This window comes from Blautia sp. MSK.20.85 (assembly GCF_013317245.1).
Taxonomy (GTDB): domain Bacteria; phylum Bacillota; class Clostridia; order Lachnospirales; family Lachnospiraceae; genus Blautia_A.
Genome location: NZ_JAAIUN010000001.1, coordinates 213,179 through 230,689, shown reverse-complemented (window position 1 = coordinate 230,689; position 17,511 = coordinate 213,179). Strand labels below are relative to the sequence as shown.

Below are 17,511 nucleotides of genomic sequence, written 5' to 3'. Positions count from 1 at the left end.
TCAGCGTATAGGAGAAAAGTCCTTTTTATTGGACTCTGCAATGATGTAATGTGGACGGTTTTTAACTTCCATATAGGTTTTTGCTATGTACTGTCCCATAATGCCAAGACAGAAAAGCTGCAGTCCGCCGATGAAAATGATCACGCAGATGATGGAGGCCCATCCGTCAACCGGATCATCAAATATCAGCTTACGCAGTACGATAACGATCAGAGCCAGGAAGGAAACACCAGTCATGCTGGTTCCGAACCAGGAAGCAATGGTCAGCGGTGCCTGTGAGAAATTAATGATCCCACTGATGGCATATTTAAACAGCTTCCAGAAATTCCATTTGGTCTCGCCGGCAACACGTTCGATATTTTTGTACGGGAGCCAGAGGGTTTTGAAACCGATCCATCCGAAGATTCCCTTGGAAAAACGGTTATATTCGCTCATGGAGACGATGGCATCTACCATACTGCGCTTCATCAGACGGAAATCTCTGGCACCGTCCACGATATCCGCATCAGAGATCTTGTTAATAAGCTGATAGAATTTCCGGGCAAAAAAACTTCGAATGGGTGGTTCGCCATCGCGGCTGACACGCCTGGTGGCAACGCTGTCATATTCTCCGGATTCCAGTTTCTCCAGCATTTCCGGAAGGAGCGATGGCGGATCCTGCAGGTCAGCGTCCATGACCGCAACGTAATCACCACGGGCATTGCAGAAGCCTGCATACATGGCTGCTTCCTTTCCGAAGTTTCTGGAAAAAGAAAGATAGATCACATGAGGATCTTTTTCTGAAAGTTCTTTTAAAATCGCAAGGGTTCTGTCTCTGGAACCGTCATTCACAAAAATAAGTTCATAATCGCAGTTCATTTTCTGAAGAACAGAAGTCGCTTCCGGGTAAAAAAGCGGAAGGGATTCTTCTTCGTTAAAACATGGTATAATCAAAGAAATCATTTTTCTAACCTCCGTTTCTTATTTTCTATCAAAGTCATGGTAATTGTCAACAGAATTCCCAAAATGGAAATTACAGCTCCAACACGAAGCATAGGACATACATACCTCATTTCGATGGTATTGTCTCCCTTTTTCAGTGGAAGAGAGTACAGGCAGTTATCAATGAGATTATAAGAGGTCTTTTTTCCGTTTATGTAAATCTGCCATCCCCGGTCATAGGGAACAGAAAGATACAGGGAATGGTGATCGTCCGTAACATTATGACATACGGCGCGGATATAGCCATTTTTTACAGAGAGTTTATCTGGCTGACCGGAAGAAATTTTGCGGGTAATACGGGAAAGGGTATCCAGATTCAGACCGTAAAACTGTTCACCATCAGGGTGTATGCTGTAACCTTCAGCAGACTTGATGGATACGGATGCAGTCCGCGCATTTTGCCTGGAAGGAATGTAAAACAAAGAGGGAGCAAGCCACCAGGAATACCGGGTGGTATAGGTTTTGTTTACAGTGAGCATGGCCCGGTCCATAACTGTATCCCAGGGAATGTTTCCATAGAAAGCATAATTCCCCTGTTTCAGATCAACAGAGTAGATCTGAGGAGTACCTTTTTGGGAATTGCCTATGGAAGTTCTTCTGTAATGAAGAGGTTCGTAGATGGAGATATCCTGTCCGTATAAAATGCTGTAAAGATAATTCTGATATTCAAACGGATTTTCCGGGTCTGTATTTGTTTTTTTCTCTGTAAGATCAGGATGGTGATCTGGATAGATCAGGGCAAAAGGAAGCGCATAGGGATTCCTATATGCCTTTTTTCTACCTTTGCTTTTTATGGAAGAAATTTTCTGCAGTCCGTTGATCCGATAAGGGGATAAAATATATTTTACGCCAAGAAGAGAATCCGCACCAATGATGGAAGCATTGGTAATGTTCATGTTTTCTCCACATTTGTGATAACCCAGATGCTCCAGAAAATCTCGTTGGTTGTCATCCGGGGAAGAAGTATAACCTGCGATAGAACGGTAATTGAATCCAAAAGCTTCATCATAATTGGCAGTGGTAAGGCTTTTCAGCATTTTTCGGGAGGTTGTCTGGGAAATCCGGTAAATTCCGGAATCTTTTTTTCGGATAGTATCAATGAGGTTTCGGGTATTCATGGAATAAGAACGGTACTTTGCATCATCGGAAACGTGATAAGTGTTCATCAGGAGCTGGGTATTATAAGCGGTCTGACCCAGAAAAAGAGCCACAGCCGCAAGAAATGAGAGCTGCTTGTAAAGTCTGTGCCGCTGTCTGCAGGATAGCAGAAGCAAAGAAAAAACAACTCCGGTAAGTAAAGCCGCCAGTATGATGAGTACGGTTTCCTGAAGTGATTTTCTGTCTGTAAGCCTGCAGCGAAGTAAAAACATCAAAAGTGCAAAAATAAGACTGCTTTTTACCAGAATACAGGTATTTTCCTGTTCCAGGACTGTAAGGTAGAAAACAGCGGCCACAAAGAGAATGCCGAAAATATTTATATAAGAATAGCGGTACCAGTAACTGCTGACATTTTTAAACAGTGAAAAGACAGTATAAAAAGGAAACCAGTAGATCAGAAGGATGGAAAGAAAAGTAAAACATCCAAAGATCAGTTTCTGTTTTCGGGATATTTTTTTCGACAGAAACAGAGCGATCAGACCGAGGATGGCAAAAGTTCCGCAGAAAAGGGAGACGCAGCCATAAACGCTTGTGGAGCCAAAAACATAATTGGATAACGCGGTAAGGATATTTCCGGTAAAACTGAAATTTTTAAGGCAGTAAAGATCCAGTTGTCCGCGGTTGGAATTGCGCATGGCAGATATTGTAGGCAGAAAGAGAATACAGCTGCACAGAACACCGGAAAACATGGAAAATATATAGTACAATATGGACTTTAGACAGCTTTTCAATACTTTTTTGGAAAACGGCAGGGATGTTGCATAAAGGCATAGTTCCAGAAAAAGCCAGATCCCGGAGAAGAGGCAGTTGATACCTCCGGTGTACCAGTTGAAAAGAATGGACAGGGCCACTGGAACTGCCAGTTTCCATGCTGTTTTTTCGCAGACCATATGGTATACGCCAAGAAGGATCAGTGGAAGCATATAAACGCCATCCAGCCACATCAGATTACAGCTTTGTGCAATAGAATACTGACAGAGACCGTAACTGACAGAAAGAATTACCATGGAAAAATTTTTTATGGAAGTATTGCCGGCGGAAAAATGTTTGTGAAAACGGCCGGTCAGAAACCAGCAAAAAGTAAAGGAAGCTGTGGAAAGCTTCAGCATTACAAGTACATCAAAAAAAGCATGAAGCTGTGTCTTTTTGAAAAATACACAGAGCAGCATGAACGGAGAGGTCAGATAGTAACTGAAAACGCCGATATTATTGCCGCCCAGAGTTTTGCTGAAGGTGTAGGTGATATTGTTTTTTCCCGAGAGAACATCCTTGAAATAGGAATAGAAATCCAGATATTGGACACTGGCATCGTGGGAAGCCATGGAATTTCCACCGAAAGGTGCGTATCCATAATGCCAGAATAAAATCAGCATCAGCAGAAAAGTGATAGAAAAAGAATAAATGCAAAGGTATCGGTTTTGTTTTTTCATGAATGTTGTACTCCTAACTTATGTCGTAAAACTACCGGTAACAAAATTTTTTCTTATTGTACCATATCTGTTCTACATGTCCAGTATTTATAAATTTATATTTTTCTTGCGTTGTAATGAATTTATGCTACACTGAAAGAAATCAAAGAAAGCGTAAAAGGTAAAGAGGTGTAGTATGCTGGAAAAATTTAACAGTTTTATAGAGAAATGGATGGCTTTTGTGACACCGGTGTGTCTCCTTATGGGAGTACTCTTTCCAGATATTGCGAAGCATGGTGTTCCGTATGTAACGTATGCGTTTGCGTTTATGACTTTTATCGGAGCGTTGAAATCCAGGTTTCGGGATGTTGCGGATGTGTTTAAACGACCGCTTCTTCTGATCCTGATGCTTTTTGTCCTTCATGTGCTGGTACCTGTGATTGCCTGCGGGATCGGACATCTGCTGTTCCCCGGAAATGCCAATTATATCACAGGAATGGTGCTGGAGTTTTCCGTGCCGACGGCTGTGATCAGTCTGATGTGGGTATCGATTTATAATGGTAACAGTCCCCTTTCTCTTTCGCTGGTGGTTATCGACACGATACTGGCACCTTTTCTCATACCTGCTGCATTGAAAATCCTGGTAGGCTCCAGTGTGAAAATGGATACGATGGGTATGATGAAGGAACTGGTATTTATGATCGCACTTCCGGCGGTACTTGCCATGTGCCTCAATGAAGTCAGCCATGGAAAAGTCATGGAGACCTGGCCGAAAAAACTGGCACCTTTTTCAAAAATGTGTCTGATCTTTGTGGTGACTTCCAATTCATCCAAGGTTTCACCATATATGAAACACCTGAATGGAGAAAGACTGGAAGTGGCAGTGACGATCCTTGTATTGGCAGCTGGCGGATATGCGATCGGCTGGCTTATTGCTATTTTTACAAAGCAGAATAAGCAGTCCACAGTTTCCATGATCTATGGTTCCGGTATGCGTAACATCAGTGCGGGAGCAGTGATCGCGGGGGCGTATTTTCCGGCGGAAGTACTGTTCCCCGTTATGATCGGTACTTTATTCCAGCAGATCCTGGCAGCTTTTTACGGAAGCCTTGTCCGCCATGTACAGACAGCTCAACGAAAAAAAGAAAAGGGGGATGGGTATGGAGTTTCAGCATGAACTGATCATTCCCAATGAGGGACTTCCGTTTAAACTTTTTCTTTTTGAAGGCAGAAACGGAAATTATGTCAGAGAAAAACACTGGCACACGTCCATAGAGATTTTTACGGTAATGGAGGGGAGTCTTTCTTTCTATATTGATGAGGTGGAATATCCGCTGAAGGCAGGAGAATTTCTGATCATCAATTCCAATGAGGTACATTCTATCCAGGCACCGTTTCGTAATGAGACGATCGTACTTCAGATCCCATTGAAGCAATTTGAAGATTATTTTACAGCTCAGAGATTTATCCGGTTTCGCAGGGCAGACGCAGGGCGGAATGAGTATGGTTATGGGCACGAAAGAAATCACAGCGGGAATATCCGTTTAAATTTTGGGACAATGGGACAAACGGAAGCAGCAGATCCGTCAGAGACTGACCGGAAGATGGTTTCCCTGATCCAGGAATTGTACCGGGTATATATGTCGCGGGAAACAGGCTATGAATTCCGCACCAGGGCAGTATTCTATGAAATTCTTTATCTTATGGTTTCTACATACAGGGAAACGCAGGTGGAGGAAAGTGAGCTGAAAACCAGCCGGAGACTGGATGCTTTGTCAAAAATAACCACTTACATGCGGGAACACTACAAAGAAGATCTCAGACTTTCCGGACTTGCTTCCATGTTCGGATATTCAGATGCATATCTGTCAAGAATGTTCCGTAAGTATGCGAAGGTCAATTTTAAGACATATTTGCAGGATATCCGCATGGCATACGCTTATAAGGAACTTCTCAATACAGATCATACGATCAGTTCCATTGCGCTTGATAATGGATTTGCAAGCAGCAGGGCTTTTTCCAAGGAATTTGTAAAGCGCTATGGGATCCTGCCCGGAAAGGTGGAACGTCAGATCCATTAAAATGTCAAAAAAGTGCTATGAATGAGACAAGAAAAACGGCGAAAAGCATACCACGATATGGTATGCTTTTTTCAGTTCAAAACGAAACAGTAACTCTATAAGGAGGCTAAAAACGTGAAAATTCAGAAAGTAACAGATCCGGCTTTCCGTAAATATGGAAAAGTTCTGGAAGGATACAATTTCAGTGCGCTTCTGAAAGAAATGAAACACACACCGGTTCCGGAAGATGTGGTATATGTTCCGTCTGTGGAGGAACTGGAAGCTCTTGAGGTGGAGAAGGATCTCAGAAACAGAGCTTTTGGAGGCTTACCTGTCGAGATCGGATACTGCAACGGTCATAACAAAAAACTGAATGCTGTAGAGTATCACCGAAATTCCGAGATCAATGTGGCAGTGACAGATCTGGTGCTTCTTATCGGACATCAGCAGGATGTGGAACCGGATTTTACATATGATACCTCTAAGATCGAGGCATTTCTTGTACCGGCAGGAACCGGGATCGAAGTTTACGCCACAACGCTTCATTATGCACCATGTCATGTAAATGAGAGTGGATTTCAGTGTGTAGTTGTTCTTCCAAGAGGAACCAACACAGAGATTGATTTCCCGATGCCAAAAGACGGCGAGGACGGTCTGATGACAGCCAAGAATAAATGGCTCATCGCTCATGAAGATGCGAAGATCGAGGGTGCGTTCAATGGCCTGAAAGGTGAGAATATCACCATCGACTGAAGATCCCTCAGGAAAATGCAGTGCAGCGGATATGGATTGAAAATATCTGCCCGATATAAAAATGCTCAATGATATTGCCGGTGGAGATCTGCCGGATATAAAAAAGGAGAATGAAGATTATGAACAACATGCCAGAAGTTAAAGTCGGAATCGTTGCAGTCAGCAGAGATTGTTTCCCGGAAAGCCTTTCCGTAAACAGAAGAAAAGCTCTTGTAGATGCTTACACAAAGAAATACGATGCAAAAGATATCTATGAGTGTCCGGTCTGTATCGTAGAGAGTGAGATCCATATGGTCCAGGCTCTTGAAGATATCAAAAAAGCAGGATGTAATGCACTTTGCGTATATCTTGGAAACTTCGGACCGGAGATTTCCGAGACACTTCTTGCAAAACATTTCGAAGGACCGAAGATGTTCATCGCAGCAGCAGAGGAAACACAGGATAATCTTTGCCAGGGACGTGGAGATGCTTACTGCGGTATGCTGAACGCAAGCTACAACCTGCAGCTTCGTAACGTAAAAGCATATATTCCGGAGTATCCGGTAGGTGATGCAGAGGACTGTGCAGATATGATCCACGATTTCCTTCCGATCGCAAGAGCTATCGAGGGATTAAGCAACCTGAAGATCATCAGCTTCGGACCACGTCCTACAAACTTCCTTGCATGCAACGCACCGATCAAACAGCTTTATAATCTTGGAGTTGAGATTGAAGAGAACTCTGAACTGGATCTTTTTGAGGCGTTCAATAATCATGCAGGGGATGAGAGAATCCCTGAGATTGCAAAAGAGATGGAAGAAGAGCTTGGTGCAGGAAACAAGAAACCGGAGATCCTTCCGAAACTTGCACAGTATGAACTGACTCTGAAAGACTGGGTAAGAGATCACAAAGGATATCGTAAATATGTAACACTGACAGGAAAATGCTGGCCGGCATTCCAGACACAGTTCGGATTTGTTCCATGTTATGTAAATAGCCGCCTGACAGCACAGGGCATTCCGGTATCCTGTGAGGTTGATATCTACGGAACCTTAAGTGAGTTCATCGGACAGGTTGTAAGTGATGATATTGTTACACTCCTTGATATCAACAACTCCGTACCGAAGGATATGTACAAAGAGTCCATCGAAGGAAAATTTGACTATACACTTCAGGATACTTTCATGGGATTCCACTGTGGAAATACCGCATCCAGCAAGCTTGCTTTCTGTGAGATGAAATATCAGATGATCATGGCAAGATCTCTTCCGATCGAGGTTACAAACGGAACACTTGAGGGAGATATCAAACCAGGAGATATCACATTCTATCGTCTGCAGAGCACTGCGGATAACAAGCTTCGTGCTTATATCGCACATGGAGAGGTTCTTCCTGTTGCAACACGTTCCTTTGGAGCAATCGGAGTATTTGCAATTCCGGAGATGGGACGTTTCTACCGTCACGTGCTGATCGAGGGAGGCTTCCCGCATCACGGCGCAGTAGCATTCGGACATCATGGAAAAGCTCTCTTCGAAGTATTCAAATATATTGGTGTACCGGTTGAGGAAATCGGTTATAATCAGCCGGCAGGTGTAAGATATCCTACAGAGAATCCATGGAAATAATTCAGTAAGACATAAAATTAACCAAATCAAGTAGCGAAGTGGATTGCGAATATCCGCTTGACTATAATTCGGAAACCGCGAACTCTCAGGCGTGCAGACGCTGCGAACTGAGAGTCGCGGTTTCTGTATTTACAGGAGGAAAAATTACTATGTATTATATTGGCGTTGATCTTGGAACTTCAGCTGTAAAACTTCTTCTTATGGAAGAATCCGGAAAGATCTGCAACATCGTATCCAAAGAATATCCACTGTTTTTTCCACATCCGGGCTGGTCTGAGCAGAATCCGGAAGACTGGTTCACGGAGAGTATGGAAGGAATCAAAGAGCTTACAGAGGGAATTGACCGCAGGGAAGTAGCTGGAATCGGTTTTGGCGGTCAGATGCATGGTCTGGTAACTCTGGATAAAGACGACAACGTGATCCGCCCGGCGATCCTCTGGAACGACGGCCGTACCGGTGAGGAAACAGAATATCTGAATACTGTGATCGGAAAAGATAAACTTTCCCAGTACACTGCAAACATCGCTTTTGCAGGATTTACTGCACCGAAGATCCTCTGGATGCAGAAAAATGAGCCTGAGAATTTCAAAAAAGTTGTAAAGATCATGCTTCCAAAAGATTATCTTGCATATCGTTTAAGCGGATCTTTCTGCACAGATGTATCGGATGCTTCCGGTATGCTTCTTCTGGATGTGAAAAACCGCTGCTGGTCAAAAGAAATGCTTGAGATCTGCCATATCACAGAGGAACAGCTTCCGAAGCTGTATGAAAGTTGGCAGGTAGTTGGCACTCTGAAACCGGAAGTGGCAAAAGAGCTTGGTTTCTCTGAAGATGTGAAAGTCGTAGCTGGTGCGGGCGACAATGCAGCAGCTGCTGTCGGAACAGGAACTGTTGGTGACGGACAGTGTAATATTTCCCTTGGAACATCCGGCACGATCTTTATTTCCAGCAAAGAGTTCGGTGTGGATGAGAATAATGCCCTTCATTCTTTTGATCATGCAGATGGAAGTTATCATCTTATGGGATGCATGTTAAGCGCTGCTTCCTGTAACAAATGGTGGTCTGAGGAGATCCTCAAGACGAAGGATTTCGTGGCAGAACAGGCACCGATCCAGAAGCTTGGCGAGAATCAGGTATTCTTCCTTCCATACCTCATGGGAGAAAGATCTCCGCATAACAACCCGGATGCAAGAGGCGTATTCTTCGGAATGTCCATGGATACCACAAGAGCAGATATGACACAGGCGGTTCTGGAAGGTGTTGCATTTGGCCTTCGTGATTCCCTTGAGGTAGCGAGAAGCCTTGGTATCAACATTGAACGGACCAAGATCTGTGGCGGCGGAGCCAAGAGTCCTCTCTGGAAAAAGATCATTGCCAATGTAATGGATCTGAAAGTGGATGTACCTGAGAACGAGGAAGGCCCGTCCATGGGTGGTGCAATGCTGGCGGCCGTAGGATGCGGGGCATATCCGGATGTGGAAACCATCTGCAAAAAAATGGTAAAAGTTGTAGATACTGTAGAACCGGATCCGGAACTGGTTGCGAAATATGAAGAGAAATATCAGAAATTCCGTAAACTTTATCCAACTATGAAAGAGCTGTTTTGATTTATGGCTGTGAAACTGATCGCAAGCGATCTGGATGGAACTCTTCTACGAAATGACAAGTCGATATCAGAGGAAACAGGTAAGGCACTGGAGAAGGCCAGAGAAGCAGGGATATATTTTGTTCCGTCCACCGGGCGTGCCCTGGAGGCTGTTCCCGTGGAAGTGATGGCACTTCCGGGAGTGGAATATGTGATCACTTCCAATGGCGCTGCCGTGTATTCGGTTTCCGGAGGTACCAGGATCTATGAAAGTCTGGTTCCGGCAGAAGCAGTAGATGCGCTTCTTGAGATTTCCATGCCTGAGAATATGACAATTGAAGTGTTCGTGAAGGGAATTCCGTATACAGCATCCGATCATGTGAAAGATCCCGCCAGATACGGAGCCACCGCGTTTGGCATCGGTTATGTGAAAAAAACGCGCCATCCTGTGGAAAACATCCGGAAATTTGTGAAAGAAAACAGAGAACATGTGGACAGTTTTGATTTTGTATGTGGAGATCCACAGGCTTTAGACACCGTGAAAAAGGAAGTCCGGGAAAAGATTCCGGGAGTTTATGTGACTTCATCCGTTTCCCATCTTCTTGAGATCGGAAATGCGGAGGCCGGTAAAGGAAAAACACTGCTGAAGCTTCTGAAACTTCTGGAGATTTCCCCGGAAGAAGCGATGGCGTTTGGAGATGCGGACAATGACCTGGATATGATCCGGTCTGTAAAGTATGGGATCGCAATGAAGAATGCAACGGAACATCTGAAAGAGGCTGCGTACCATATAACGGACAGTAATGAAGAGGATGGCGTTGCCAAAGAGATATACAGAATGATATAAGAACTGGAAAAAGATGCTGCTTTGACGGATATGGTATAAAAGCAGCATCTTTTTTGTGCTTTGTGAAGGCGAGCGGGGATCAGCGCAGCTGTTTTTTTCTGTATTGTCTTGGAGTACATCCTTTGATCTTTGTAAATACTTTGGTGTAATAATTAGAGTCCGAAAAACCGGACAGTAATCCGGCTTCCGTTATGGAACAGGAAGAATCTTCCAGGTATTCCAGGCTGCGTTCAATGCGATATTCCTGAATGTATCCGAAAAGAGTAATATTCATACACTTTTTGAAAAGCCGGCTGCACTCGCTGGGGCTCAGGTGGATGAGTTCCGCAATATCCTCCAGCTGGATCTTTTCGGAATAGTGTTCTGCAATATAGGACATGATGCGGCGGATGCGGCGGTAATTTTCTTCATCCTGTCCGGAAGGGGCGGAAGCCTGGGACAGTGTGTTGGCGCACAGAAGCTTCCAGAAGTGCTGCAGTCGGGCAATGATCTCAAATTCATACATCGGTTTTCGCTGGCTGTCAAGGGCAATGATCTGCCGGATATCTTCCACGGCATCCTGATGCCATTTCATGGAAAGATCCAGAGGAACTGCAGAGAGAGAAAAACTCCGCAGGATCGGTTCTGTGTATTTCTGGAAGAGGATACTTCCGGGGAAACCATAGATCAGTTTGGGATCAAAGGTGACAGGGATATACTGACAGTCCTGATTATGGTACATGTAACCGGCGTGAAGGGCGTTGGCATTGCCGAAAAGCACCTGCCCCTCTTTCAGGTGAAAGGTGTTCTGATTGACTTTATAAAGCATTTCGCCTTTATGGATATAAGTAAGTTCGATCTCCGGATGCCAGTGCCAGAGAAAGGAGCCGGTTTCGTAACCGGAAAGCCGTTCGTAGCTTACCAGAAACGGAAAAGCGCTGTCACCGTGCTTCTTCAGTTCTTTTCCCGCGTTATTTGTGATGATCTGCATAGATGTGGCCTCCTTTCATAAAAATGCCGGGATCCGGTCAGTCCCCCGTTGGGATAACGAGATCTGTCGGGGTATATTTTAACAGAAAGGGAAAAAGAAAGCCAGTATCTTGCAGACCACAAAATAATACGGTTTTTACACAAAATCTTTATGGACAGAAGTGACAGGGCTGTTATAATAAAGGTACAGAAAACGTGACGGGACAGATCACCGGAAATCAGGGGCGAAGGCTCTGACGGCGGCCGGATATACGAAAACCGTGCAGCAGGAAGAACAATACCAGAAAAAGCCCGGATCAACATGAAAAACAGGAGGATACGAAAATGGGAACGATCAAAATTCCAGCAGCAGAAGTGCTGAAAAAAATCTATGGTGAGACAGAGGAGAGCAGTGCTCGTTATACAAACCTTGCAGTGAATTTCGAGAAGAAATATCATCACGACAAGGCTGAGTTTTTTACTGCTCCGGGACGTACAGAGATCATTGGCAACCATGTTGACCATAACGGCGGACAGATCATTGCCGCAAGTATTGATCTGGATACTATCGGTGCAGCTTATCCAAACGGAACTAATGTGATCCATATGATCAGTGAAGGTTACAGACAGGAAGTAGTTGTAGACCTTGACAAACTCAGCACAGAAACTTATACAAAAGGTACCGATGCTCTTGTCGCAGGTATTATGGAATATATGAAGAAGAAAGGCTATGCGACAGGTGGTTTTGATGCTTATGTTTCCACAAAGGTTATTGCAGCTGCCGGTGTAAGCTCTTCTGCATCTTTTGAGATGCTGGTATGCGCAATTACCAACTACTTCTTCAACGAAGGAAAACTGGAGTACGGCGAGTATGCGAGGGCCGGCCAGTATGCGGAGAATGTTTACTGGAAAAAAGCTTCCGGTCTGATGGATCAGATGGCATGCGCTGCCGGCGGCCCGATTCTGCTGGATTTCTCTGATAAGGAGAATATCAGCTGCGAGAAGATCGCCTTTTCCTTTGAGGATATGGGATGCAGACTTGTGATCGTAAATACCGGAAAGGGTCATGCAGATCTCAGTGAGGAGTATTCTTCTATTCCTATGGAGATGCGAGAGGCTGCAAAGGCTATGGGTGTGGAGCTTCTTTGCGAGTCCAATATGGAGAATCTTCTTGCTCATGTTAAAGATATCCCGAATGACCGTGCGGTTCTTCGTGCGATGCATTTTTATGAAGAGAACAGACGTGTTGCAGATGCAGTGAAGGCTGTTGAGAATAAAGATGGTGAGGGATTCCTTCGTCTCCTTGAGGAGTCTGGCAATTCTTCCTGGGAGTGGCTGCAGAACTGTTATTCCCTGCAGAACTGTAAGGAACAGAAGATCACACTCAGCCTGGCGCTTACCAAGCTGTTCCTGAATAAGATCGGAGCAGGTATCTGCAGAGTTCATGGCGGTGGTTTTGCAGGTGTTATCATGTGTGTCCTTCCAATTGAGAATGCAGAGGAATATGTGGAGTATATGGCACAGTATGTAGGACGTGAGAATGTTTATCCTATGAATATCAGAAGCACTGGAGCCGTTCACGTTGAGTAACTTGTGATAAATATCGGAAGATCTGCTGAATTTATAAAAAGTCCGGAGTTTGCGGCTTTTGCCGCTGAAACATCCGGACTTTTTTAATAAAAATTTTATGGTTTGTTTCTGATTTGATTTTGCCAGTCATGATATAATGGGGAAAATAAAAGAGAGGTTTGATCATATATATGAGCAGAAGAGAATTTCTGGAGATTTTGAGAAGTCAGCTGTCCGGTCAGATGTCACAGGGAAAAGCTGCCGCACATGTACGTTATTATGAGGATTATATCCAGTCTCAGGTCCATAATGGACGGAGCGAGGAGGAGGTACTTGCAGAACTTGGCGATCCAAGGCTGATCGCAAGGACTCTTATTGATACCGATGACGGAACAGAGGTTTATGATGAGTCCGGGTATACAGAAGAAAGTTATGGAGCAGATGATTATGCAGACAGCAGTGCCGGAAGTACGACCGGCAGGACAAGAAGTTACAAACTGGATCTCAGTACCTGGTATGGAAAAGCAATTGTGATCGCAGTTGCTGTAGTGATCGTGATACTTTTGACAACAGTTTTGGTAGCTGTTGCACCTTTTTTGATAACTTTTGGTGTCATTCTGTACCTGATCTCATGGTTCAGAAAAAGAAAAGCGTAGATACCGGATGATCCGCATAAAATCCGAAAATATTGAAAAGGCCTGTTTGTTAAAAAAATATTTATTGAAAATGACATAAAAAATGCAGATAAACTCTTGAAATATAGTGAAAATTACGGTATAATGCATCACAACAAGCAAAGAGAGTGTCTGAAATGTATAAAACAGACAGTGCCATTGAGAAGAGAGAACGGCAGAAGGAATACATCGAAAGATGTGTTATTTCTGTCGCTTTTTTTATTGGCTTTTGAGAAGAAGGTGATCGTATCAGATTGCCTTGTTAAAACGCTTGCTATTGTGCAAAATATATAAAATGATGCACTATACGATGGAAATAATTATCAAAAGTTAATGAAAAAATATTGAAAAAATCAAATTTAACTGTTGATTATATGTAAAATATGTGCTATCATTTGGTTAAAAGTTGGTAAATATAACAATACATGAATGCAGAGGAGGGTAGCAGGAGGGCATTTTGATATGATACATTGGGGTAAAGCCCGGAAGATATAACGGAAGTATTTTCCGGCAGGATGTGTAAAGGGCAACGTGATCAGAACTGTTGCAGATATGGGGGACCGTAATAACAGGACTGATCAGAAGTACACAAATTTATGAAAAGCAGGTGATATACAATGAAAAGTAAGAAATCTTTTTTCAGGACAGTAGAGCCATATCTCTATCTGATTCCTGTAATGATCCTTTTTATACTGTTTGTATTCTGGCCGTTTGTTAAGACGATTCAGTTAAGTTTTGCCAGAACCACACCTCTTGGTCAGGTGGCACAGTATGTAGGGCTAGACAACTATACGAATATTTTTACAGATGGAACGTTCCTTAACAGTTTGGTGACAACACTGAAATTCTCTGTTATGCGAGTTATCCTTTCTATTGTGCTCGGTTTTATACTGGCGATCATCAGTACAGAGAAGATCAGGGCAAAGGGATTTTTCCGTACTGTATATGCACTTCCGATGGCTATTTCCGCAGCAGCGGCATCTGTAGTGTTCATGTTTATTTTCCACAGCTCTCTGGGTATCCTGAACAAGGCTCTCGGAACTCATATCGGATGGCTGACAGATAAGAAATATGCACTGATCGCAGTTACGATCGTTAGTGTATGGATGGCGATCGGTATGAATTTCATTTACCTTACTGCAGCGATCCAGAGTGTACCGGCTGAACTTTATGAGAGCGTTGCGCTGGATGGAGCGAATTTCTTCCAGAAACACCGCCATGTAACAATCCCGTCAATCTCTCCGACACTGTTCTTCCTTCTTATTATCAACGTTATCAACTCCGTACAGGCGTACGCAGAGTTCAAGATGATGACCCAGGGCGGGCCGGCAGAGAGTACCAACGTTATCGTGTATGAGATTTACCAGGAGGCATTTATCAACAGCCGTTTCGGTGTAGCCTGTGCAGAATCCGTAGTTCTGTTTGTTATTTTGATTATCCTGACTGCACTGCAGTTTAGACTGGAAAAGAAGGTGACCTACTGATGAAAGAAAAACCATATGTAAAAGTGGCGATGTATGCGCTGAATATTATTTTTGCAATTATTATTATCGTTCCTGTTATCTACTGCTTCAATGTTAGTATGATGGATCTGAAAGAGATCTATGGTGGAAAGTTCTGGCCGTCTCATCTGACCATCGAGAACTACACAAGAGCATTCCAGCTGGCACCGTTCTTTACTTTCATTAAGAACTCGCTGATCGTATCCGGTGTCATCACATTTGCTCAGGTTGTTACAGGCGCTCTTGCAGCCTATGCTTTCGCTATGATGGAGTTCAAGGGCAAAAAAGTCCTGTTCTATATCATGCTGGCAACCATGATGATCCCGAGCCAGGCGATCATCATCGCAAACTACCTGACAATCGCTGACTGGGGTATCCGTAATACATACGCAGCTCTGATCCTTCCGAATGCAGCGGCAGCTTTTGCGGTATTTAACATGCGTCAGGCATTCCTGACACTGCCGAAGGAGATCCATGAGGCAGCTGAAATTGATGGATGTACAAACTTTAAATTCTTATATACCATCGGTGTTCCACTTATCAAACCATCACTTGGTGCTCTGATCATTTATGTATTCCTTCAGAGCTGGAACTACTATCTGTGGCCACTGCTTGTAACAGACAGTGTAAATATGAGAACTGTTCAGATCGGTCTTGGTATGCTCCAGGGTGCTGAGGCAACAGACTTCCGACCGGTTATGGCTGGTGCCATGGTTATCCTGATCCCGTCGATCCTGGTATTCATCATTGGACAGAAACAGATGATCAGTGGTCTGACTGCCGGTGCTGTTAAGGGTTGATCTGATGAAATAAGCAGTAGTAAAAACGTTAATTTATCCGGTCTGTATTGGGGCAGACCGGAACCAATATAAAAGGAGGGTTTCTATATGAAAAACAAAAAATGGATGGCGATTCTTTTAGGAGGAATCATGGCAGCATCTCTGGCAGCTCCATGCTCAGTAAGCGCGGCTGACAAAACTACCATCACATTCTGGCATGCAATGGGCGGCACAAACGGAGAGGTGCTTCAGCAGATCGTAGATGATTTCAACGCATCTCAGGATGAGATTGAAATTAAAGCTGAGTATCAGGGAACTTATGATGACACCATCACAAAACTGAAAGCAGCTATGCAGAGTGATTCTGGTCTTCCGGATGTCTGCCAGATGTATGATGTTGGAACAAAATTCATGTATGACAGTGGTTCTGTCATCCCTGTAGAAGATAAATTCGAGTCTACAGGTTATGACAAGAGTTCCGTTATGGACGTTATCAGCAGCTACTATACTGTAGATGGCAAACAGTATGCAATGCCATTCAACGTATCCACACCTATGCTGTATTATAACAAAGATGTATTTGAAGCAGCAGGTCTTGATCCTGAGACACCGCCAACAACTTACGATGAGGTTCTTGAAGACTCCAAGAAAATCGTAGAGAGCGGAGCAGCTCCGGTTGGTTATTCACAGGCTATTTACGGATGGTTTTTTGAACAGCAGCTTGCAGGACTTGGCTTAACATATGGAAATAATGACAATGGACGTACAGAGGCAGTTACAGCTGTTGATTTTGACTCCAACGGTGGTGGCCTGAAAGTATTTGACATGTGGAAAAAACTGTATGATTCCGGATATTTTGAAGATTACGGAACAACAACAGCAGATACCCAGACAGCATTCTTCTCCGGACAGGTTGGCATGATCATCGAGTCTACCGCTATCCTGAAAAATGCAGTTGATTCTTCTCCGTTCGAAGTTGGTACAGGATATCTTCCGAGAATCGAGAAGAATGATGAAGGCGGCGTTATCATCGGTGGTGGTTCTCTGTGGCTTACAGATACAGGAAACGAAGCAAATGAAGATGCAGCTTGGAAATTCATCGAGTACATCACAACTCCTGACGTACAGGCTAAATGGTCCATGGGTACAGGATACTTTGCGATCAACGAGAAAGCTTATGAGACAGATGATATGAAAGCTTACCTCAAAGAGAACCCGAATTTTGAGACTGCTATCAACCAGCTGAAAGATTCTCCTGTAAACGCAAATACAGCAGGTGTTCTCTCCGGTGTACAGACAGAAGCCCGTCTTACATTTAATGAGCTTATGCCTCAGGTATACGAAGGCAAGATCACAACACAGGAAGGTGTTGATCAGCTTGCAGCTTCTGTAAACAAAGCGATCGAGAACTATAACGAATCTATTAAATGATCAGAATGCCCTCTGATCAGTAGATAGAGCAACAGATAGGGATACCGCCGCCAGGCGTCGGTATCCCTGCTGTTTTACATGCTGTGAGACTACAGATAATGTATATCCGGGGTGATCATATGAAAAAACTGTGTAGTGAGACGGACGGAGTAAGTCCGGCTGACTAGACAGCTTTCGAATGGAGTGAGTGTGGCCTGCGGCGTTCGTGCAG

The 17,511-nt window shown here is 43.9% G+C and carries 14 protein-coding genes; 11 read left to right on the top strand and 3 right to left on the bottom strand.

All coding sequences use genetic code 11. The features are described 5' to 3' along the window. Together G5B12_RS00960 and G5B12_RS00955 are read right to left on the bottom strand one after the other, a co-directional pair. Window positions 1–942, bottom strand: a complete 942-nt coding sequence (locus G5B12_RS00960) for a glycosyltransferase family 2 protein (protein WP_021976772.1) — start codon at window positions 940–942, stop codon at window positions 1–3. Beyond that, window positions 939–3,569 carry a YfhO family protein gene (locus G5B12_RS00955; protein WP_118062042.1) on the bottom strand — a complete coding sequence of 877 codons (2,631 nt, stop codon included), beginning with the start codon at window positions 3,567–3,569 and terminating at the stop codon, window positions 939–941. The genes G5B12_RS00960 and G5B12_RS00955 overlap by 4 nt, the downstream gene beginning before the upstream one ends. Window positions 3,570–3,744: 175 nt before the next feature. Between G5B12_RS00955 and G5B12_RS00950 the strand changes: the two genes are divergently transcribed. From G5B12_RS00950 to G5B12_RS00925, 6 genes are all read left to right on the top strand, one after another. Beyond that, window positions 3,745–4,725: a bile acid:sodium symporter family protein gene (locus tag G5B12_RS00950; RefSeq protein WP_174087580.1), complete on the top strand. Its 981-nt coding sequence runs from the start codon at window positions 3,745–3,747 to the stop codon at window positions 4,723–4,725. Further along, window positions 4,709–5,629 (top strand): AraC family transcriptional regulator, encoded by a 921-nt coding sequence (locus tag G5B12_RS00945; RefSeq protein WP_021976769.1) that lies wholly within the window; start codon window positions 4,709–4,711, stop codon window positions 5,627–5,629. The genes G5B12_RS00950 and G5B12_RS00945 overlap by 17 nt, the downstream gene beginning before the upstream one ends. Window positions 5,630–5,743: 114 nt before the next feature. Further along, window positions 5,744–6,361 carry a DUF4867 family protein gene (locus G5B12_RS00940; RefSeq protein WP_021976768.1) on the top strand — a complete coding sequence of 206 codons (618 nt, stop codon included), beginning with the start codon at window positions 5,744–5,746 and terminating at the stop codon, window positions 6,359–6,361. Window positions 6,362–6,480: 119 nt separating this feature from the next. Then, a complete protein-coding gene (locus G5B12_RS00935; RefSeq protein ID WP_174087579.1) occupies window positions 6,481–7,965 on the top strand; it encodes an L-fucose/L-arabinose isomerase family protein in 1,485 nt (494 codons plus the stop codon). 149 nt (window positions 7,966–8,114) lie between these two features. Beyond that, window positions 8,115–9,572, top strand: a complete 1,458-nt coding sequence (xylB, locus tag G5B12_RS00930) for a xylulokinase (protein WP_021976766.1) — start codon at window positions 8,115–8,117, stop codon at window positions 9,570–9,572. A gap of 3 nt (window positions 9,573–9,575) precedes the next feature. Continuing rightward, window positions 9,576–10,397 (top strand): Cof-type HAD-IIB family hydrolase, encoded by an 822-nt coding sequence (locus tag G5B12_RS00925; RefSeq protein WP_021976765.1) that lies wholly within the window; start codon window positions 9,576–9,578, stop codon window positions 10,395–10,397. A gap of 79 nt (window positions 10,398–10,476) precedes the next feature. Here G5B12_RS00925 and G5B12_RS00920 read toward each other — a convergent pair whose 3' ends face one another. Then, the gene (locus tag G5B12_RS00920; protein ID WP_118062036.1) at window positions 10,477–11,367 is read right to left on the bottom strand and encodes an AraC family transcriptional regulator; all 891 of its coding nucleotides are present in this window, start codon (window positions 11,365–11,367) and stop codon (window positions 10,477–10,479) included. A gap of 323 nt (window positions 11,368–11,690) precedes the next feature. Here G5B12_RS00920 and G5B12_RS00915 point away from each other — a divergent pair, with 323 nt between their 5' ends. From G5B12_RS00915 to G5B12_RS00895, 5 genes are all read left to right on the top strand, one after another. Further along, on the top strand, window positions 11,691–12,935 hold the full coding sequence (locus G5B12_RS00915) for a galactokinase (protein WP_021976763.1): 1,245 nt from the start codon (window positions 11,691–11,693) through the stop codon (window positions 12,933–12,935). Window positions 12,936–13,105: 170 nt separating this feature from the next. After that, window positions 13,106–13,570 carry a DUF1700 domain-containing protein gene (locus G5B12_RS00910; RefSeq protein WP_021976762.1) on the top strand — a complete coding sequence of 155 codons (465 nt, stop codon included), beginning with the start codon at window positions 13,106–13,108 and terminating at the stop codon, window positions 13,568–13,570. A 635-nt stretch (window positions 13,571–14,205) separates the two neighbouring features. Further along, window positions 14,206–15,072 carry a carbohydrate ABC transporter permease gene (locus G5B12_RS00905; protein WP_021976761.1) on the top strand — a complete coding sequence of 289 codons (867 nt, stop codon included), beginning with the start codon at window positions 14,206–14,208 and terminating at the stop codon, window positions 15,070–15,072. Further along, window positions 15,072–15,890, top strand: coding sequence for a carbohydrate ABC transporter permease (locus G5B12_RS00900; RefSeq protein ID WP_021651865.1), 819 nt, complete (start codon window positions 15,072–15,074; stop codon window positions 15,888–15,890). The genes G5B12_RS00905 and G5B12_RS00900 overlap by 1 nt, the downstream gene beginning before the upstream one ends. 87 nt (window positions 15,891–15,977) lie before the next feature. Beyond that, the gene (locus G5B12_RS00895) at window positions 15,978–17,300 is read left to right on the top strand and encodes an ABC transporter substrate-binding protein (protein WP_174087578.1); all 1,323 of its coding nucleotides are present in this window, start codon (window positions 15,978–15,980) and stop codon (window positions 17,298–17,300) included. The last annotated feature ends 211 nt before the right edge of the window (window positions 17,301–17,511 follow it).